The 19676-nt window shown below is 72.0% G+C and carries 20 protein-coding genes and 1 riboswitch; of the genes, 8 read left to right on the plus strand and 12 right to left on the minus strand.

Translation table 11 applies throughout. The annotated features are described in order from the left end of the window. From Q1A09_RS19980 to Q1A09_RS19995, 4 genes are all read left to right on the plus strand, one after another. The gene (locus Q1A09_RS19980; protein ID WP_299959158.1) at positions 1-2730 is read left to right on the plus strand and encodes an MGH1-like glycoside hydrolase domain-containing protein; all 2730 of its coding nucleotides are present in this window, start codon (positions 1-3) and stop codon (positions 2728-2730) included. A gap of 140 nt (positions 2731-2870) precedes the next feature. Further along, complete coding sequence (locus tag Q1A09_RS19985) at positions 2871-3143, plus strand: type II toxin-antitoxin system Phd/YefM family antitoxin (RefSeq protein WP_299959161.1); 273 nt, start codon at positions 2871-2873, stop codon at positions 3141-3143. 66 nt (positions 3144-3209) lie between these two features. Then, positions 3210-3425 (plus strand): type II toxin-antitoxin system RelE/ParE family toxin, encoded by a 216-nt coding sequence (locus tag Q1A09_RS19990; RefSeq protein ID WP_299959164.1) that lies wholly within the window; start codon positions 3210-3212, stop codon positions 3423-3425. A gap of 230 nt (positions 3426-3655) precedes the next feature. Next, entirely contained in the window at positions 3656-4216 is a 561-nt protein-coding gene (locus Q1A09_RS19995) for a hypothetical protein (RefSeq protein ID WP_299959165.1), read from the plus strand. A 537-nt stretch (positions 4217-4753) separates the two neighbouring features. Here Q1A09_RS19995 and Q1A09_RS20000 read toward each other — a convergent pair. From Q1A09_RS20000 to Q1A09_RS20045, 10 genes are all read right to left on the minus strand, one after another. Continuing rightward, entirely contained in the window at positions 4754-5677 is a 924-nt protein-coding gene (locus Q1A09_RS20000) for a carbohydrate ABC transporter permease (RefSeq protein WP_299959167.1), read from the minus strand. Next, on the minus strand, positions 5674-6663 hold the full coding sequence (locus Q1A09_RS20005; RefSeq protein WP_299959170.1) for a carbohydrate ABC transporter permease: 990 nt from the start codon (positions 6661-6663) through the stop codon (positions 5674-5676). Before Q1A09_RS20005 ends, Q1A09_RS20000 begins: the two co-directional genes overlap by 4 nt. A gap of 128 nt (positions 6664-6791) precedes the next feature. After that, complete coding sequence (locus tag Q1A09_RS20010; RefSeq protein ID WP_299959173.1) at positions 6792-8180, minus strand: ABC transporter substrate-binding protein; 1389 nt, start codon at positions 8178-8180, stop codon at positions 6792-6794. 227 nt (positions 8181-8407) lie between these two features. Next, the gene (locus tag Q1A09_RS20015; RefSeq protein WP_299959176.1) at positions 8408-9370 is read right to left on the minus strand and encodes an ROK family protein; all 963 of its coding nucleotides are present in this window, start codon (positions 9368-9370) and stop codon (positions 8408-8410) included. Further along, positions 9367-10095 (minus strand): copper homeostasis protein CutC, encoded by a 729-nt coding sequence (locus tag Q1A09_RS20020; RefSeq protein ID WP_299959179.1) that lies wholly within the window; start codon positions 10093-10095, stop codon positions 9367-9369. The genes Q1A09_RS20015 and Q1A09_RS20020 overlap by 4 nt, the downstream gene beginning before the upstream one ends. Next, complete coding sequence (locus tag Q1A09_RS20025) at positions 10092-11054, minus strand: asparaginase (protein ID WP_299959180.1); 963 nt, start codon at positions 11052-11054, stop codon at positions 10092-10094. Before Q1A09_RS20025 ends, Q1A09_RS20020 begins: the two co-directional genes overlap by 4 nt. Next, a complete protein-coding gene (locus tag Q1A09_RS20030) occupies positions 11044-11913 on the minus strand; it encodes an amino acid ABC transporter permease (RefSeq protein WP_299959183.1) in 870 nt (289 codons plus the stop codon). Before Q1A09_RS20030 ends, Q1A09_RS20025 begins: the two co-directional genes overlap by 11 nt. Next, complete coding sequence (locus Q1A09_RS20035) at positions 11910-12554, minus strand: amino acid ABC transporter permease (protein ID WP_299959185.1); 645 nt, start codon at positions 12552-12554, stop codon at positions 11910-11912. Before Q1A09_RS20035 ends, Q1A09_RS20030 begins: the two co-directional genes overlap by 4 nt. A 56-nt stretch (positions 12555-12610) precedes the next feature. After that, positions 12611-13570 carry a glutamate ABC transporter substrate-binding protein gene (locus Q1A09_RS20040; protein ID WP_299959187.1) on the minus strand — a complete coding sequence of 320 codons (960 nt, stop codon included), beginning with the start codon at positions 13568-13570 and terminating at the stop codon, positions 12611-12613. An 82-nt stretch (positions 13571-13652) separates the two neighbouring features. Then, the gene (locus Q1A09_RS20045) at positions 13653-14393 is read right to left on the minus strand and encodes an amino acid ABC transporter ATP-binding protein (protein WP_299959190.1); all 741 of its coding nucleotides are present in this window, start codon (positions 14391-14393) and stop codon (positions 13653-13655) included. Positions 14394-14533: 140 nt separating this feature from the next. On the opposite strand from Q1A09_RS20045, the gene Q1A09_RS20050 reads away from it, so the two are divergent. The 3 genes from Q1A09_RS20050 (at position 14534) to Q1A09_RS20060 (ending at position 17124) form a co-directional block, all read left to right on the plus strand. Next, on the plus strand, positions 14534-15712 hold the full coding sequence (locus tag Q1A09_RS20050) for an ROK family transcriptional regulator (RefSeq protein ID WP_299959193.1): 1179 nt from the start codon (positions 14534-14536) through the stop codon (positions 15710-15712). A 140-nt stretch (positions 15713-15852) separates the two neighbouring features. Continuing rightward, on the plus strand, positions 15853-16386 hold the full coding sequence (locus Q1A09_RS20055; protein WP_299959196.1) for a hypothetical protein: 534 nt from the start codon (positions 15853-15855) through the stop codon (positions 16384-16386). 135 nt (positions 16387-16521) lie between these two features. Then, entirely contained in the window at positions 16522-17124 is a 603-nt protein-coding gene (locus tag Q1A09_RS20060) for a PKD domain-containing protein (RefSeq protein ID WP_299959199.1), read from the plus strand. A 41-nt stretch (positions 17125-17165) separates the two neighbouring features. Here Q1A09_RS20060 and Q1A09_RS20065 read toward each other — a convergent pair whose 3' ends face one another. Both Q1A09_RS20065 and Q1A09_RS20070 read right to left on the minus strand, forming a co-directional pair. Next, on the minus strand, positions 17166-17687 hold the full coding sequence (locus Q1A09_RS20065) for a C40 family peptidase (RefSeq protein WP_366139812.1): 522 nt from the start codon (positions 17685-17687) through the stop codon (positions 17166-17168). Positions 17688-17702: 15 nt separating this feature from the next. Then, positions 17703-17840, minus strand: a riboswitch (cyclic di-AMP (ydaO/yuaA leader). A gap of 372 nt (positions 17841-18212) precedes the next feature. Continuing rightward, positions 18213-18497, minus strand: a complete 285-nt coding sequence (locus Q1A09_RS20070; RefSeq protein WP_299959202.1) for an iron-sulfur cluster assembly accessory protein — start codon at positions 18495-18497, stop codon at positions 18213-18215. Between the two features lie 766 nt (positions 18498-19263). On the opposite strand from Q1A09_RS20070, the gene Q1A09_RS20075 reads away from it, so the two are divergent. Beyond that, positions 19264-19676: DUF222 domain-containing protein (locus tag Q1A09_RS20075; protein ID WP_299959205.1), on the plus strand; the 413-nt coding region annotated here is incomplete at its 3' end.

Here is a 19676-nt window from a genome sequence, read left to right on the forward strand (position 1 = left end):
GTGTCTGCCGCTGAACCCGGCGCCCCGCTCCAGCACGTGGACCCGGCGCCCGCTCCCCAGGACACCCCGACCCCGCGCAGCGCCGAGCACGCCCGGCTCGCGGAATCCGCCGACATGTCCGCACCCTGGCGGATGTGGGGCCCGTACCTGGCCGGCCGGCAGTGGGGGACCGTCCGCGAGGACTACTCCGCCAGCAGCGACGCCTGGGCGTCCTTCCCGTTCGACCACGCCAACGCCCGCGCCTACCGCTGGGGCGAGGACGGCCTGGGCGGCATCTGCGACCGCTACGGCTTCCTCAACTTCTCCGTCGCTCTGTGGAACGGCCGCGACCCGATCCTCAAGGAGCGGCTGTTCGGGCTGACCAACGCCGAGGGCAACCACGGCGAGGACGCCAAGGAGTACTGGTGGGCCGTCGACGGCACGCCCACCCACTCCTGGATGCAGTGGCTCTACCGCTACCCGCAGGCCGAGTTCCCCTACGCCGAGCTGCGCGCGGAGAACGCCCGGCGCAGCCGCGACGAGCGGGAGTATGAGCTCGCCGACACCGGCGTACTGGACGGCGACCGGTTCTTCGACGTCGGAGTCACCTACGCCAAGAACGCCCCGGACGACGTCTGCATCATGGTGACCGCGACCAACCACGGGCCCGAGGCCGCGCCGCTGCACCTGCTGCCGCAGGTCTGGTTCCGCAACACCTGGTCGTGGGGCGGCGACAAGCGCCAGGGCGTGCTCACCCAGCTGCTCGCCCCGACCCTGGCGGTCAACGGCCTGGAGGCGGTGGAGGCCGAGCACGGCTACCTCGGCCGGTACGTGCTCGCCGCGGAGGGCGCCCCCGAGGTGCTGTGCTGCGACAACGAGACCAACGCCGTCGCCCTCTTCGGCGCACAGCGCAACGCCAGCCGCTACCCCAAGGACGGCATCAACCGCCGCGTCGTCCACGGTGACCGGGATGCGGTCAACCCCGCCGACACCGGCACCAAGGCCGCCTTCTGGTACCGCTGGGACGCCGTGCAGCCGGGGGAGACGGTCACCGTCAAGCTGCGGCTGAGCCCGAACTCCCCGGACGACGAGACGTTCGGCGCGGGGTTCGACGCTGTCCTGGCCGCCCGCGAGGCCGACGCCGACGAGTTCTACGCCGACGTCATCCACCCCAGCCTGCCCGCCGACGACCGGCACGTCGCCCGCCGCGCCTACGCCGGTCTGCTCTGGACCAAGCAGCTCTACCGCTACGACGTCGCCCAGTGGCTCGACGGCAGCCCCGACGAGCCGGCCCCTGAGGAGCGCACGAAGCGCGGCGGGCGCAACACCGGCTGGCGGCACCTGGCGCTGGCCGACGTCATCTCCATGCCCGACGAGTGGGAGTACCCGTGGTTCGCCGCGTGGGACACCGCCTTCCACTGCCTGCCGCTGGCGCACGTCGACCCGGCGTTCGCCAAGGAGCAGCTGCTGCTCATGTGCCGCGAGTGGGCGATGCACCCCAACGGCCAGCTGCCGGCCTACGAGTGGGCGTTCGGCGACGTCAACCCGCCGGTGCACGCCTGGGCCGCCTGGCACGTCTACCGCCTCGACGGCGGCCGCGACCGCGAGTTCCTCATCCGGGTGTTCACCAAGCTGCTGCTGAACTTCAGCTGGTGGGTCAACCGCAAGGACGCCGACGGCTCGAACGTCTTCGAGGGCGGCTTCCTCGGGATGGACAACATCGCGCTGTTCGACCGCTCCGCGCCGCTGCCGCCCGGCTACCGGCTGGAGCAGTCCGACGCGACCAGCTGGATGGCGTTCTACTGCCAGCAGATGCTGAAGATCGCCCTCGAGCTCTCCCGGCACGACCAGGCCTGGGACGGCGTGGCGACCAAGTTCTTCGAGCACTTCCTGGCGATCTCGCAGGCGATGAACGCCTTCGGTTCGCAGGAGGTCAAGCTCTGGCACGAGGACGACGGCTTCTTCTACGACGTCCTGGTCGCCCCGGACGGGACGTCGGAGCCGCTGCGGGTGCGCTCGATGGTCGGGCTGCTGCCGATCCTGGCGGCCACCGAGATCCCGCAGTGGGTGAGCCAGTTGCCCGACGTCGCCGCGCGGGTGCGGTGGCTGCAGAGGCGTCGTCCGGAGCTGATGGGCCCGCTGCGCAGCCGGTCGACGCCCGAGGGCCGCAAGATGATCCTGTCGCTGGTCAGCAAGGAGCGGCTGCAGCGCATCCTGCAGCGGATGTTCGACAGCGAGGAGTTCCTGTCGCCGTTCGGCATCCGCTCGCTGTCCAAGTCGACCGGGCAGGTGTTCGCCAACGTCGGCGGGCGCGACGTCTCGATCGAGTACGAGCCGGGGGAGTCGCGCACCAAGCTCTTCGGCGGCAACTCGAACTGGCGCGGTCCGGTGTGGTTCCCGGTGAACGTGCTGCTGGCGGACAAGCTGCGCACGCTGGGCCGGCACTACGGCGACTCGTTCACCATCGAGATCCCGACCGGCTCGGGCAACCACCGCACGCTGGTGGAGGCCGCCGACCTGATCGACAGCTCGTTGACCGGGCTGTTCCGCCCGGTCGACGGCAAGCGCCCGGCCGACGGCAAGCGCATCGAGGCCAGCGACTCACCGCTGTGGCGGGACCACCCGAGCTTCAGCGAGTTCTTCGACGGCGACACCGGCGAGGGCCTGGGGGCGACGCACCAGACCGGCTGGACGGCGCTGGTCGCCCACCTGCTCAACCCCCGCCTGCCCGCCGACCCCCGCTGGTCATGAACACGGGGGGCCGAAGTCGCCGTGCTCATGACTCACCATCCCGATTGGTCAGCCCGCTGACCGTGCTCGAGAGCAGAGCATGACGAGTCAGCCGACGACGCACGGCCGATCTGGCTTGAATCCTGACTGGACTGCCCCTCATGACGACCGTGCCCTTGAGCGAGGCCAAGGACAAGCTGTCTGCGCTGGTCGAGGCCGCGGAGTCAACGCACGACATCGTCACGATCACCCGGCACGGCCGTGAGGCGGCAGTGCTGATGGCCAAGTCCGACCTGGACTCGTTGCACGAGACGATCTTCTGGCTCTTGCAGGCCGGAGTCCGGGAGGACGTCGAGTCCGCGCGCCGGGAGCTGGCCGAGGAGTCGACCACGAGCGCGCACGAACTCCGGACGGAGTTCGGGCTCCCGGAGTGAGCTCGGCCTTCGACGTCCGGATCTCCTCAGCAGCGCACCGACAACTGAGTCAGCTCCCGCCCCCGGGTGGCACCAGCCGTCGTCGAGTTCATCACTGCGGTGCTCCCGGAGAACCCGCTGCGCTTGAGCAAATCGCTGACAGGGGAGTTCCAGGGGCTGCGCAGCGCCCGCCATGGTGACTTCCGGGTGCTCATCGTGATCGACGAGCCCACCCGAACCGTCCTCGTCGTCCGCGTCGCCCACCGCGCGGCCGCGCACGGCCCACCGCCGCCGACCACCTGAAGCACCCGCGGGCGACTGGCGATCAGGCTGGAGCGCGCGACCGTGTGCCCTGGTAGGCGCATGTACTGGACCTCCCAGCGCCTTGGGGTGACCCGGATCCGGCTCACCCCGATGGGCCAGGGATCGCCCGTTCGGCATCAGACCTGACCTGCCGCAGCCGATGAGCGACTGAACTCGATACGGGCGCTGCACGGCAGCGGCGCCTCATCAGCCGCTCAGGAGGAGCAGACATGCGTGCCGTAATGGCAGGGATCAAGGCCAACAGCAGACTCCTGCTGATCGTCGCGAGCGTCGCGGTGGTCGGTGTCGCTCTCGGCGCTTACCTGGTCGTCGGCGCCAGGGCCGATCAGCCGACGCGCGTCACCACCGTCAACGACGACAGCGCCAGCGTCTCTGATACCGACCGCGCGGACACCGAGGACGACGAGCCCACCCCAGCCCCCGAGCCGGTGGCGGAGCCTGTCGAGGTGCCTGTCGAGGTGCCTGTCGAGGTGCCTGTCGAGGTGCCCGCCGAGGTGCCTGCCGAGGCTCCTGCCCCGGCCGCGGAGCAGGCCGAAACGGGCGGTGCGCCTGCCGCGACCCGGCAGAGCCAGGCTGCTCCGCGTCCGGCCCCTGCCCCGGCTCCTGCCCCTGCCCCTGCCCCTGCCCCAGCCCCAGCCCCAGCCCCAGCGCCGCCGCCGGTCATCGTGATCCCCAACGGCACCACGTACACGAACGTGACCCCGGAAGAGGTCGAGCAGAACTACGTGCCGCCGACGCCTCCCGGCTACGTCGGCGGCATCACCGGCTGATCCCGACCGCCCGACGGGCCGGGTTCGGCACGACCTCTGCGGTCCTGCGATGGCCGGGGCGCCGCTCAGCAGACCGGCTCGACATCCCTCTACCTGCAGGAGGGCGTCGACGTCGTCCACCTGCCGGACCGTGTCGGCCCCGCACGCCCATGCTCGGACGCAGGTCACCTGCAGACAGACCTGAGAACTCCGCGTCGACCGGAGAGGGCCGCGGGGCGGGTGAGGTAGCCGCGTCCGGCTCGGCCTGTCGAGTGCCTGGACAGCGGGTCCGCGGATCCACGATGAGCAGGAGTTCCCCCGTCACGGGGAGCAGTTCATGTCAGCAGGATCCGAGTCCGCCCTCGAGCAGTTGCTGCAGCGATGGGAGGCGAAGAGCCTCGACGCGCCATCTGCGACTGGTCCTGACCCGCACCTCTGGCGGCCATGTTGGCGAACACGGCGGCCATGCCGCTCAGCGAGGCCAAGGACGCACCGGCAACAGCGCCGACGGACGCGGGTCCGGGACCGGTCGATCGTCGCGGGTCGGCGTGCGTCGGGTCAGCCCTTGACGCTGCCGGCCAGCAGCCCGCGGACGAAGTACCGCTGCAGGGCCAGGAAGACGACCAGCGGCAGGATCATCGCGATGAAGGCGCCGGGTGCCAGCAGGTACCAGTCCGATCCACGGGTGCCGGCCAGCTCGGCCACCCGCACGGTCAGCGGGACGACGTCGGGCGCGCCGCCGGCGAACGTCAGCGCCACCAGCAGGTCGTTCCACACCCACAGGAACTGGAACACCCCGAAGGCGGCGATGGCCGGCGTCAGCAACGGCAGCAGCACCGAGAAGAAGATCTTCACGTGGCCGGCGCCGTCCATCCGAGCCGCCTCCACCAGGGAGGCGGGGATGTCCTTCATGAAGTTGTGCAGCAGGAAGATCGCCAGTGGCAGGGCGAAGATCGAGTGCGACAGCCAGATCGTCCAGAAGGAACCCGCCAGCCCGGCGTCCACGTAGAGGGTCAGCAGCGGGATGAGGGTGACCTGGATCGGGACGACCTGCAGGGAGAAGACGGCGACGAACAAGATGTTCCGGCCGGGGAAGTCGATCCACGCGAAGGCGTAGGCGGCCAGCAGGGCCAGGCTGATCGGGATGACGACCGCCGGCAGGGTGATCACCAGCGAGTTGACGAACAGCGAGGCGAAGTTGGTCGACCCGCCGTAGAGCACCTCGTTGTAGTTGAAGAGCGTGACCTGCGGGTCGGTGAAGAAGGTCCACCACCCGGACTGGCGGATGTCCAGCTCCGGGCGGAACGACGTGATCAGCAGCCCCAGCGTGGGCACCGTCCACAGCACGGCGATGACGATCGCGATGATCGACGCTGCCGGCGAGCTCAGCTTCGTCTTGGCCGACGCCGCCCGGCGCCCGGCCCGGCCGGTCGCGCGGTCCTGCATGGGGACCGGGGCCATGACGGGGGTCGTGGTGGTCATCGGACGTCCTCGGACAGGCGCAGCTGGCGCACGTTGTAGGCGATGATCGGGATGACCAGCACGAAGAGCAGCACGGCCAGTGCGGCGCCCAGGCCGAAGTTGAACTGGCGGAAGGCCTGCGTGTAGAACTCGTTGGCCACGACGCTGGTGCCGAAGTTGCCGCCGGTCATCGTGCGCACCACGTCGAACACCTTCAGGGTCACGATCGCGACCGTGGTGATCACCACGACCAGCGCCGGCCGGATGCTGGGCACGGTGACGTAGCGGAACATCTGGACCCCGCCCACGCCGTCGAGCCGGGCGGCCTCGACGATGTCGTCCGGGATGGCCTTGATCGCCGCCGAGAGCACGGTCATCGCGAAGCCCGCCTGGATCCAGATCATCACCACGATCAGGTACAGGGTGTTCGACGGCGCATCGAGCAGGAACTGCTGCGGGTCGATGCCCACGAGGACCAGCAGCTGGTTGAGCAGGCCGATCTGGTTCACGCCGGGCTGGTCGGGGCGGAACTCGTAGACGAACTTCCAGATGACCCCGGCGCCGACCATGGAGATCGCCATCGGCAGGAACACCAGCGCCTTGGCCAGGGACTCGAAGCGGGTGCGGTCGACCAGGTAGGCGTAGACCAGCCCGAAGACGGTCGTCACCAGCGGGACCAGCACGACCCACAGCACCGTGTTGAGCAGGACGGTCTGAAAGTTGTCCTCGGTGAAGACCGTGACGTAGTTGTCCAGCCCGACGAACTCCGACCCGTTCCTGTCGTAGAACGAGCCGCGGATCGTGGAGAGCGCGGGGTACACCAGGCCGACCAGCAGCAGGAGGAACGTCGGCCCGAGGAAGCCGCCGACGATGACCCACAGGGGGACCCGGCGCAGTCGGTCGACGCCGAACAGGATGGCGCCCATCACGCCGGCGAACAGCAGGATCGCGAACACCATCAGTGCCAGCTTGTGCTCGACGGTGTCCGCCCTGAGGAACCACTCCACCGCTTGCGACCTCTCCTCTCGACGACACGACGCCGAGGGACCACGGCTGAAGGCCTGTGTGGTCCCCCGGGAACTGCCTGGCCCGGTCGCCGCCGGCGTGGAGCCGACGGCGACCGGGCCAGGGTGGATCAGGACGTCGGCCAGGCGTTCTCGACGTCGGTGAGGACGGCCTGCGACGGCTTGTCGTTGGCGATCCACTCGGTCAGCTGCGTCCAGAGCTCCCCGGTGCCGATCTCACCGGGCATGAGGTCCGAACCGTCGAAGCGGAACACCGCCTCCGGGTCCTGGAACAGCTCCGCGGCCAGCTGGTCGATCGGGGACACCAGGTTCTCCGGGTCCAGACCGGTGTTGGCGCTGACCCAGCCCGGGCCGGAGACCTGGGCCTTGATGTTGGCCCACTCCGGCGAGGAGAGGTACGTCTGGAACGCCTGGGTCGCCGGGTCGTCGTTGAACGCGGTGGTGAACTCACCGCCGCCGAGGACCGGCGGGGCGCCGGCGTCGCCGATGGGCGGCAGCGGGAAGGCGAAGACGTCGCCGTCCGGGCCGACCTCGGTGCCCTCGGGCCAGTTGGCCTGGTAGAAGGACGCCTGGCGGTGCATCCAGCAGCTGCCGTCGAGGATCGGCAGACCGGCGTCACCGAACTCGGTGGAGGCGATGGACTGCACCTCGCCGAGCCCGCCGTTGACGTACTCGGGGTTGCGGAGGATGTCCCCGACGGTGTTGAGCGCCTCGACGATCTGCGGGTCGTTGAACGGGATCTCGTGGTTGACCCACTGGTCGTAGACGTCCGGCCCCGCGGTGCGCAGGACGACGTCCTCCAGCCAGTCGGTGGCCGGCCAGCCGGTGGCCTCACCGGAGCCGATCCCGGCACACCACGGCTTGGCGCCGGTGGCGGCGATCTCGTCCGACAGCGCGATCATGTCGTCCCAGGTCTCCGGCACCTCGTACCCGGCGTCCTCGAAGGCCGACGGCGAGTACCAGACGAAGGACTTCGCATTGGCCCCCAGCGGTGCGGCGTAGAAGGTGCCGTCGACGCTGCCGTAGCCCTTCCAGCTCTCGTCCCAGTACTCGTCGACGTTGGCCTCGACCTGCTCCGGGGCGGGGGAGACCGCGCCGGTGCCGACCAGCGTCTGCAGCAGCCCGGGCTGCGGGATGAAGGCGATGTCGGGGGCGTTCCCGCTCTGGATGCGCACGACCAGCTGCGCCTCGAACTCCCGGGAGCCCTCGTACTGGACGTCGACCCCCGTGCACTCCTCGAAGGGCACGTAGGAGTCGATCTGCGGCTGGTCCTCGGGGTCGACGATCGAGGTGTAGACGCTGACGGTCTCGCCCTCCAGGTCGCCGAACTCCTCGTAGGGCGCGCAGTCGATCGACAGGTCCGCGGCGTCCGCGGTGTCGCCCCCGCTGCCCCCGGTGCTGCCGCCGCTGTCGTTGGCGCCGCAGCCGGCCAGCACCATTGCGGCGACGAGGCCGCCGCCCAGCGTCGCCGAGCGGAACCCTCTGGCGCGCACGTTCATGTGTTCTCCCTCCAGACTCCGGCGGCATCATCGCCGCCCACCGTGGCCCGGCCAGCACTCGGCGTTGAGTGATGGGGACCACAACCGGGGCGACGCTAGCTGTGCCAGCGGGAACGTGGATGGAACAGTGCCGAAACCGTTATGAAGAACCGAGCCGACAGCACGGAGCCGCTCGCGCACCCCGGGCCCCCGGCGGCCATGTTGGCGAACATGGCCGCCCGCGGGCGTCAGGGGGTGGGGGCTCCTAGGAGGGCGGTGGGGGTCCAGGTCGCCAGGGAGTCGGCGTGGCCGGCGGCGCGGAGGGCGAGGGCGGCGGCGCCGATCCAGCCGGCTTCGCTGCCGAGCTCGGCGACCTTGACCGGTGGGGCGGGGCGCCAGGCCAGGCCGGCGGCCAGGGCGGTGCGCACCGGCTCCAGGAGGGCGTCGCCGGCGGCGGTGAAGCCGCCGCCGAGGACGATCGTGGTCGGGTCGAGCAGCAGGGTGGCGGTCACCAGACCCTGGGCGAGCACGGCCATCGCCTCGGCCCACACCCGGTCGGCGTCCGCGTCCCGTCCCAGTCGGGCGACGACGTCCTCGGCCGGCAGGGCGACGCCGGTGCGGGCCAGGTAGCGGCGGGCCAGGCCTGCACCGGAGGCGTACACCTCCAGGCAGCCGAACTGGCCGCAGGTGCAGGCCTCGCCACCCGGGACGAGAGGGATGTGGCCGAGCTCGCCGGCCGCTCCGCCGTCGCCGGTCACCGGCCGGCCGTCGGTCACCAGCGCCGCGGCGACGCCGGTGCCGATGGTGACCAGCACGAAGTCCGAGACGCCGCGCGCGGCCCCGAGCAGCTGCTCGGCCAGCCCCGCCGTCCGGACGTCGTGGCCGGTGACGACCGGCAGGCCGGTCGCGGCGGCCAGCTCGGCGCGCAGCGGCACGTCGCGCCAGTCGAGGTTCGAGGCGTAGACGACCGTGCCGGTCGCCTCGTCGATCATCCCGGGGGTCACCACGCCGGCGCCGACGACGTCGAGGTCGTGGTCGCGGGCGACCGCGGCCAGCGTGCGGAGGTGGCCGGCGATCGCGGCGACGGTGTCCGTCGCGGGATCGGTGGGCCAGCGCTCGACCAGCACCGGCCGCCCGTCGCGGGTGACGACCGCGCCCTTCATCGAGGTGCCGCCGACATCGATCGCCAGCACCGCTGCACCCGAGCTCACGACGCGAGCGCCTCGACCACGGCGCGGATCGGACCGGCGGAGGTCGCCAGCCGCGGGACGTCGTAGCTGACCGCGGTCGCCGAACCCGACGACGCGGCGACCGGCTCGGCCGCCCGCAGGTGCACCTCGGGCACCCCGGTCGCCGCGACCAGCGCAGCGACGTTCGACCCGCGCACCGAGCCGCCGGCCAGCACCTCGATCCGCCCGGCCGCGAGCTCGACCAGCCGGCGCAGCACCTCCGCACCCTGGGCAGCAGTGACCGCGCCACCGGAGGTGAGCACCCGGGACACCCCGGCCTCGATCAGCACCGGCAGCGCCCAGGGCAGGTCGGGCAGCGTGTCGAACGCGCGGTGGAACGTCACCGGGCACGGCCCGGCCGCGGCGACCAGCCGGTCCAGCACGTCGACGTCGATCCCGCCGTCGGCGGTCATCGCGCCCACCACGAAGCCCACCGGCACGGCGGCGTCGAGGGCCCGGACGGCGGCGATGTCGGCGAGCATCACGTCGACCTCGGCGGGGGAGTAGACGAAGTCCCCGGCGCGCGGCCGGATCAGCACCTGAACGCCGATCCGGGACACCCGATCCAGCACCGATCGCACCAGCCCGAGGGACGGCGTCGTGCCGCCCTCGGACAGCGCCGCGCACACCTCGACCCGGTCGGCGCCGCACGCCTCGGCGATCGGGGCGCCGTCGACGTCGTCGATGCAGATCTCGACGGCGGTCACCGGCTCGCCAGCCAGGCCCGGACGTCGGCACCCGGCTCGATCGCGCCGACCGGCACGCCGCCGCCGAGCACCGGCACCGACGTCCACGCACTGGCAGCCGACACGTCGACGCCGAGCGCGCCCAGCACGGTCAGTGCCAGCAGGGTGGTGGCCCGCGGGTTGCCGTCGACGATCTTCATCGCCACCGCCTGACCCTCCGGCCCGGCCACGCCGATCACGCCCTCCGCTCCGCCCTTGGCGACCGTGCCGGGCACGAGCTCCATCACCGCGGAGTTCTGGTGCCCGGTGCCGCCGACGTAGAACGGGTGCGTCCGCATGGCGGAGGCCACCTCGGCGGCCGGGTCACCCACAGCGACAGCCAATGAACGGAAGGCACCAGCCAGCCCGCGCACGGTGGTGCCGAACAGCGGGGCGCCGCAGCCGTCGATCGCGTCGTGCCGCACCGGCGCGCCGGTGAGCTCCGCGGTCACCGCGCGCACGCGCTGCTGCAGCGGGTGCACCGGGTCCAGGTAGGTGTCGGTGTCCCAGCCGTTCACCGCGGAGGCCAGCAGCATCGCGGCGTGCTTGCCCGAGCAGTTCATCCGCACCCGGCTCCGGTCGAAGCCGGCCTTGATCAGCCGGTGACGGGTGCCCTCGTCCTCGGGCCAGTCGGCCGGGCACTGCAGCGCCGCCTCGTCCAGCGACGCCCGCTCCAGCAGCCGGTCGACCACCTCGACGTGCGCGTCCTCGCCGGTGTGGCTGCCGGCGGCGATCGCCAGCTCCGGCCCGGTCAGCGGCGCGCCGGCGGTCAGGCAGGCCAGCGCCTGCAGCGGCTTGGTGGTCGACCGCGGCAGCACCGTGGCGTCGACGTCACCGAGGGACAGCGCGACCGAGCCGTCGGCGTCCAGGGCGAGCAGCGAGCCGAGGTGCCGGCTCTCCACCAGCCCCGAGCGGCGGACGACGGCGAGTTCAGCGAACAACGGGGGTCTCCAGTTCACGGTCGGCGGCCTGCTCGGTGGGCCCGGACGGCGGCGCCACCTGGCGCCGGACCCGGGTGCGCAGCCGTGCGGCCAGATAGGACAGCGCGCCGTTGAACACCAGGTAGACCAGCGCCACGACCAGGAAGGTCTGGATCAGCAGCCGGTTGTAGGCGCTCAGCACCTGCGCGCGGTAGAGCAGCTCGGTGAAGGCCACCACGTAGCCCAGCGAGGTGTCCTTGATCAAGCTCACCAGCTGGGTGATCAGCGACGGCGTCACGTGCCGCAGCGCCTGCGGCAGGACGACGAAGCGCATCGCCTGCCCGCGTCGGATGCCCAGGCTCAGCGCCGCCTCGGTCTGCCCGCGCGGCAGGGCGAGCACCCCGGCGCGGACGATCTCGGCGACCACCGCGGCGTTGGCGATGGTCAGCGGCACGGCCAGCTTCCACAGCAGCGGCAGGTTGATCCCGTAGGCGGGCAGCCCGAACAGCATCAGGTAGATCAGCAGCAGCACCGGGATGGTGCGGGCCACCTCGATGTAGCCGGTGGACAGCCAGCGCACCGGCCGGTGCTGGGACAGCCGGCCGACGGCCAGCAGCAGGCCGAACGCCCCGGACAGCACAGCGACCACGGCCGCGGCCAGCGCCGTCCCACGCAGTCCGACCAGCAGGTACGACCAGATCGGCCAGTCCAGGAAGGGGGTCCACCGGTCGGCGTCCAGCTGGCCGCGCGAGGCGAACTGCACCAGTGCGAGCGCCAGCAGCCCGGCCAGCACCAGGGCGCTGACCACCGAGCCGAGCAGGATCCGCCGCCGGGCACGTGGCCCGGGGGCGTCGTAGAGGAAGGCGCCGCTGTGGCTCATCGGTGGATCGCCACCTTCTTCTCGATCCGCCCGGCGGCCAGCCCGATGGCCAGCGCGAGCGCCATGTAGGTGAGGCCGGCGGCGGTGAAGATCGGGATCGGCTGGGCCGCGACCAGGTTCACCTTGTTCACCGCCGAGGTCAGCTCGACCACGCCGACCGTGGCGGCCAGCGCGGTGTTCATCAACAGCGCGATCATCACGTTGCCCAGTGGCTGGACGACCGCACGCACCGCCTGCGGCACGACCACGAACCGCAGCGTCTGCGACAGTCGCAGCCCCAGCGCCCGGGCCGCCTCCACCTGGCCGGCCGCGACGGTGTTGATCCCGCTGCGCACCGCCTCGGCGACGTAGGCCGCCTCGTACACGACCAGCACCACGATCACCGTGGTGGTCAGCGGCATGAGCAGCCCGGCGTCGGGCAGCGCGAAGACGAACAGCAGCAGCAGCGCCAGCAGCGGGATGTTGACGAACACCTGCACGTAGGCGAACGCGGCCCCGCGCAGCACCGGGATGGGGCTCACCCGGGCCACGGTGACCAGCACCCCGAGCACGAGGGAGCCGACCGCGGAGACCACCAGGATCAGCACGGTGGTCCCGAGCGCCCTCAGCAAGGGGTCCAGGTTCTCGATCAGTGCACTCACGTCGTCGTCCTCTGCTGGCTCTGCTGCTGCCTCAGGGCTGCTGTGTCACGGCCGGGTCAGGAGCCCGGCACCGAGCCGATCTCCGGCGGGGTCGGGGCGTCGCCCTCGACGACCGTGCCGAGGGTCGCCTCCCAGATCTCGGCCCACGAGCCGTCGTCCTCGATCTCGGTCAGCCAGGTGTTCACGAAGTCCTTGAAGTCCGGGTCCTGCGGAGGCAGGCCGATGCCGTAGGGCTCCTCGGTGAACGGCTGGACGGCGACCTTGATGTCGTCGTTCTGCGCCGCCGCGGCCAGCAGCAGGGTGTAGTCCTGCACGTAGGCGTCACCGCGGCCCTGCACCAGCGCCTGCACCGCCTGCGGGTCGGTGGCGAAGCTGGTCACCTCGGCGCCCGGGGCCACCTCGGGGACGGCGGTGACGGCGGGGGTGTTGGCGCCGACGATGACGTTCCTGCCGTCGAGGTCCTCGACGCTGGTGATGTCGTCGTTGTCGGCGGCGACGGCCACCGCGAGACCGGAGGTGAAGTACGGGCCGGCGAAGCTGATCTGCTCGTCCCGCTCCTCGGTGATCGTGTAGGTGTTGAAGACGACGTCGACGGTGCCGTTCTGCAGCAGCGCCTCCCGGGTCTCCGACGCAGGCGGCACGATCTCGATGTTCGGCTCGCCCAGGATGTAGATGGCCAGCATCTTCGCCAGGTCGATGTCGAAGCCCTCGACGTCGTCGGGGCTGCTCGGGTCCTGCTGGGAGAGCAGTGGCGCGTCGAGGGCGGCGGCGACGCGCAGCACGCCCCGCTCCTTGATCTCGGCCATCGTCGACTCGGGGAGGATCAGCTCGTCGTCGGCGACCGGCGCGTCCTCGTAGACGGCGTCCAGGCCGGCGGCGGCCTCGTTGTCACCACCACCGCCCGGGACGGCGTCGGAGGAGTCGGACGAGCCGCACCCGGCGATCGCCACCGAGGCGGTGGCCAGCACGGCGGTGATCAGCGGGAGGCGACGCCGGGGAAGGCGGATGTCTCGCATGCCTTGCCTTTCTGGTGAGCCCTGCGCAGGGAGCGGCGCCGGGTGGAGGGAGGGCGGATCTGCCCGGGGGTGCGCTCGGCCGTCAGTGGGCGAGCACGTTGGAGAGGAACGAGCGGGCGCGCTCGCTCCGGGTGGCGTCGAAGAACTCCGCCGGTGGGGCCTCTTCGACGATGGAGCCGGCGTCCATGAAGACGACGCGGTCGGCGGCGCGGCGGGCGAAGCCCATCTCGTGGGTGACCACGACCATGGTCATGCCGTCGGCGGCGAGCGAGGCCATCACCTCGAGCACCTCGTTGACCATCTCCGGGTCCAGCGCCGAGGTCGGCTCGTCGAAGAGCATCAGCTTGGGGTGCATGGCCAGCGAGCGGGCGATCGCGGCGCGCTGCTGCTGGCCGCCGGAGAGCTGGGCGGGGACGCGGTCGGCCTTGTCGGCGATGCCCACCCGCTCCAGCAGTGCCATCGCCTCGTCGCGGGCGGTCGCCCTGGCCACCTTGCGCACCTTCAGCGGGGCCAGCATCACGTTGTCCAGCACGCTCAGGTGGCCGAACAGGTTGAACGACTGGAAGACCATGCCGACGTCGGCGCGCAGCTGCGCCAGCTGCGGGCCCTCCACGGGCAACAGCTCGCCGTCCACCCGGATCTCGCCGGCGTCGATCGGCTCCAGCCGGTTGATCGTGCGGCACAGCGTCGATTTGCCCGAGCCGGACGGGCCGATGACCACGACCACCTCGCGCGGGGCGACGTCCAGGTCGATCGAGCGCAGCACGTGCAGGTCGCCGAAGTGCTTCTCGACGCCGCGCATGCTCACCATCGGCGTGCTCATCGCCCTGCTCCTCACGATCGACCCTGAACGTTGAGGGAAGGCTAAGTGGCGTTCGTTACAACGAGAAGTCCATCAAGTATTTCCACTTCCGGAGTAAGTGCCCGTTGCTTCGGACGACGGCCGTTGCTTCACTGACCGCCATGTCCACCCCCGCCGCTGACCGGTCGGCCACCTCCCCGAGCGAGGTGCTGTCGCTGGTCCGGCTCGGCCGGGCCACCTCGCGGGCCGACGTCGCCCGGGAGACGGGGCTGTCGGCGACCACCGCTGCCGCCCGGGTGGAGATGCTCATCCGGCGCGGCTGGCTCGTGGAGACCGGCAGCGGGCCGTCGGCCGGCGGGCGGCCGCCACGCCGGCTGGAGATGCGCGGCGCGGCCGGCCTGGTCGCCGCGGTCAGCCTGGGGGAGCGGCACGCGGCCATCGCCGTCCTGGACGCCGCCGGCAGGCAGGTGGCCGAGCAGCACCTGCCGATCGTGATCGCCGACGGTCCGGAGGCGGTGCTGCGCACCGTGGCCACGTCCATCACCGAGGCAGTCGCCGGACTGGACGCCGCCCCGCCGTTGCTCGCGATGTGCGTCGGCGTGCCCGGACCGGTCAGCGTGCGCACCGGCCTGGTGGTCTCCCCGGCCCGGATGCCCGGCTGGAACGGCGCGGACGTCGCGGCGATCGCCGGGCAGTGGCTGGACGTGCCGGTGATCGTGCAGAACGACGCCAACCTGATGGCGCTCGGCGAGCACGCCGCCGGTGGGTCGGCGCCGGAGGACATGGTGTTCGTCAAGGTCGGCTCGGGCATCGGCTGCGGCGTCGTCGTCGGTGGCGCGCTGCACCGGGGCAGTGGCGGGTTCGCCGGCGACATCAGCCACACCACCGTGCCGGGCGCCCCGGCGGTGCCCTGCTCGTGCGGTCGGGTCGGCTGCCTGGACGCGGTGGCCAGCGGCGCCGCGCTGGTCGAGCAGCTCGCCGAACGCGGGGTCGCCTCGTCGGGCACCGAGGGGATGCTCGACCTCGCCCGCGACGCGCACCCGCTGACCACCCAGCTGCTGCGCGAGGCGGGCGGCAGCACCGGCACCGTGCTGTCGACGATCCTCAACTTCTTCAACCCGCAGCGGCTGGTCATCGGCGGGCACCTGAGCAGCGCCGAGGCCTTCGTCGCCGGCGTCCGCTCGGCGATCTACGCGCAGTGCCCGCCGATGATCACCGACGGTCTGGAGATCGCGGTGAGCCGGGTCGGCCAGCAGGCCGCCCTCCTCGGAGCCGGTCGGGAGGCGCTGGACCTGGCGTTCTCCCCGGAGCAGCTGGCGGCGCGGGCGGCGGTTCGCTGAGCCGGGTGTGACTGCTGCGCCGGGTGGTGTGACGACTCGGAAACGAGCACGCGCCGTGCGCGTTTCACCACCGCGCGTGCTCCACGCTGCACCCGAGTGATCACCGGGGAACGTGGTCATCGGGGAACGAGGAGTGCGACATGCGCGGGATCGTCGTGATCGACCAGCCGGTCGAGGACCGGGTCGTGGGCTGGCACGTCAGCGTCGGTGACGGCCTCGAGTCGACGATGGCCGGCGCCTGGGTGCTCCCCGCCGACGACCCGCGGATCGCCACGCTGCTGACCGGCCGGGTGCTGGTCACCACGGACAAGGCCGCCGCGCGGTTCGGTCGCGGCTCCGACGTCGGCGCCCTCGCCATGGCCATCGTCGCCGAGACCAGCGCGCTGGACGCCGCCTTCGCCGCACACCTGGCCGCGCTGCCGTCGTCCCGGCGCAGCCTGGTCGCCCCGCGCTGGCCGCGGATGGCCCTGCGCCCGACCCGGGTCACCGCCGGCGACCCGCTGGCCAGTGGCGCGCTCACCCTGGCCCGCTGGGTCTCCGAGCTGCTGGCCGCCTGGGACCAGATCGAGAAGGAGCGGCTGGCCCGCCCCTTCCTCGCCGCCCGCGGTGGCGACCGGGCCCGCGCGTTCCCGCCCGGCTGGGGCGTGGCCGCACCCGTCGCGCTGGCCGCCTGAGCGTCGTCCCACCTGTCACTCGTGCACCCGTCCGACGCAGGCGTCGCGCGACACCGCCGGCCTGACCCGCCGCCGGTCCACTGGTCGCCAGTCTCTCCCCAGCAGCGCCACCGGGCGCTCGAGCAGAGGAGCGACGTGGCCCAGGAGCGCACCGGCACCGCACCGCAGGACCGCACCCTGGTCTGCGCGGGCACGCTGCTGTCGCTGCTGGTCGTCCTGGTCGCGGTCGCCGGCGGGCTGCCCACCGCCGTGGGTGTGCTCGGCGCCGTCGTGGGCGCCGTCGGGGCGGTCGCGCTGGTGCGCGGTCAGGCTCCCCGGCTGCACGTCGTCGGCCGGCCGGCCGGTGCGGTCGTGCTCGGCGTCGGCGCGGTGACCATGGGCGCCGCCGTCGTCCTCTCGGTCGGCGCCCCGGGCGCCGTGGCCGACACCGCGCTCGAGGCGGCGCCCGCCACCCCGCAGGCGCAGCAGGCCGCCCCGGTGGCGGCGGCGCCGACGCTGGCGGTCACCTGCCCGGCCGGGTTCGGCGCCTCACCGCTGTTCGGCCACGACGTCACGGCCACGGCGCCGTACTCGGTGGCCATCGACTACGGCGACGGCGACGAGTACACCCACGACGACCAGCACCTGTCCGCCGTCTTCTCGCACACGTACCTGGCCGCGGGCGACTACGAGGTGACCGCCGTCGTCACCGACGCCACCGGCCAGACCGCCACCGCCAGCTGCACCTACCGCTGGTGAGCACCGCGGGTGCCCCCGGCCGGGGGCACCCGCGGCGGACCTCAGACCAGCCGGCGGGCGGAGTGGTAGCCCCACATCTGGTCGACGTTCGCGATCTTGACGACGTCGCCGCTGGTCGGCGCGTGCACCATCTGGCCGTTGCCGATGTAGATGCCCACGTGACCCACCGGGTCGTAGAAGAACACCAGGTCACCGGGCTGCAGGTCGGCGCGGGCGACAGGAGTGCCCATCGTCGACTGCATCCGCGACGAGTGCGGCAGCGAGACGCCGGCCGCCGCGAAGGCGTACTGGGTCAGGCCCGAGCAGTCGTAGGAGTTCGGGCCGGCGCCGGCCCAGACGTAGGGCTTGCCCTGCTGGGCGAGCGCGGTGTCGACGGCCACCTGGGCCGCGACGTTCGGGGCGACGACGGGGGCCACCGGTGCGGCCACCGGCGGCGCGCTGCCGCCCGCCGAGGCCTGGGCGGCCACCGGGGTGAGGACGACGCCCGCGCTGGCGAAGAGGGCGATCAGCGCCCGCCGTCCGGCTCGGGGGGAGCGGCGGGGTGAGGTGTGCATGGTCGTCATGGACGACGTGTCTCCTTGTTCTCCTCGACCGCCTACCGAGTTAGCTGACGGGTTCGGGCGGGGAACTCGCCCGGCGCGACCGTGCTGGCTCGCGCTTCACCCCAGAACTGCGATGGGTCCCCGGTCCGGGCTCGCGGCCGCCGTGTCGCGGCGGCCGCCCGGTTCGGCGGTGCCCGGCGGGTCGTCACCACGGGCGGTGACGTCTCGAACCCGGCGGGCGGCACGACCGTAAGCAGCCTCGCCGGGGTTCGCTGACGACCGGATCGAGGCTTCTGGAGCCCGAAACGAGACCGCCCGGTGCCGGGCGTGACACGACTCGCCGGAGCCGACCTGCGATGCCGCCGATGCGTCTGCCGAGTCGGTCGGCGTGTCGGATCGAGGGATCGGCGGCCCGGTCATCTGCGGTCAGTTGCGCGCGCCCGAACGGTGCGTCACCGGGTGACCACGAGCAGGCCGCCACCCGGAACGACGACCGCCCCGCGCCGGCGGGCCGGGGCGGGGCGGTCGTCGTGGAACGTGCGGAGGTCAGCCGACGGAGTCAGCGATCCCGAACTGCACCTTGCCGGACGGGTCCGGGACGGCGTCGAGGGTCTTGTCGTTCAGCAGCGTCGCCGCCTTCGGGTCCAGGAACACCCGGACGCCGTCCTGGTCGACGACCTGGTCGTCCTCGGCCGGCACCGCGGCCAGGCCCAGCGCCAGGGACTGCCCGGACGGGTCGTCGGCGATCCGCAACCCGCCCTGGTCGGGCAGCTCCGTCTGGTCGAGGATGCCGCGGATCGCGGTGGTCGCCTGCGGGGTCAACGTGAGCATGGTGGAGGTTCCTCTCGGTGTCGGGGTGCCCCGACCAGCCGCGCGCAGCGCATCGTCGAGCCGCGCGGCGGCCGGTCAGGGGTGGTACCTCGCCCCTCCAACCTCCCGAGACGCCGCGTGTGGGTCAAGCGTGGGCGCAGATCGTCATGAGGTCGCAGCACTCGTGCTGCGGGGGTGATGTCGTTGGGCCGACCTGTCGGCCTGGTTGCCCGGTCTGGTTGCCCGGTCTGGTTGTCGGGTCCGGTTGTCGGGTCTGGTTGCGCGGTCGGGTTGTCCGGTCTGGTTGCGCGGTCTGGCTGCCGGGTCGGGTTGTCCGGCTCGGTGTCGAGTCTGGGTTGTCTGGCTCGGTGTCGGGTCTGGGTTGTCTGGCTCGGTTGTCTGGCTCGGTTGTCTGGCTCGGTTGTCTGGCTCGGTTGTCTGGCTCGGTTGTCTGGCTCGGCTGTCTGGCTCGGTCGTCTGGCTTGGCTTGGCTGGCTTGCCTTGGCTTGGCTGCCTTGGCTTGGCTGCTCTGGCCGGTTGCTCGGCGCCCAGTCGGGCCTGCATCCGGGCGATCACCGTCCGGGTTCGGCGCTTGGCCAGCGCATGTCGGTGACCCGGGAGCAAGCCCTCTCGGGGTGCCTAGCTCCGCTCGTAGAACCGCGTCGGCCGCCGATGTCAAGACCCGCGGGTGATCTGTGGACAGGCTCTTGACCTGCGGTTTCGGGTTGTCCGGTGGTCGCGCGACCGGTATTCTTCGTACACACGTTCGAACCGGTCGGGAGGTGTCATGAGCGAATTGATGTCGGCTCTGGACGCCCTGGCCACCGACGATCTGCACGGCTTGTCCGATGGTGCGGTGCTGGACCGGACGGCGTTGCTGGTGGCGGTGCAGAACCGGGTGGCGGCGGAGTTGACCCGCACGGTGCGGCACGGGGAGCTGACCCAGGCGCCCGAGCACGACGGGTTGAAGTCGATGCGGTCGTGGCTGATCGGGCACATGCGGTTGTCGGCGGCCGAGGCGTCGCGGATCGTGCGGTCGGGTCGGGTGGTGGAGCACTTCCCGGTGCTGGCGGCGGGGTTCGCCGAGGGCGCGGTGACCGCGGCGCAGATGGACGTGGTCGCGGTTGCGGTGGGGGAGCCGGAGCGGGCGCGGGCGGCCGAGCAGGACGTGGACCTGGGTGCCTTCGATCAGGTGTGGGC

The organism is uncultured Modestobacter sp., assembly GCF_947486615.1.
GTDB lineage: Bacteria > Actinomycetota > Actinomycetes > Mycobacteriales > Geodermatophilaceae > Modestobacter.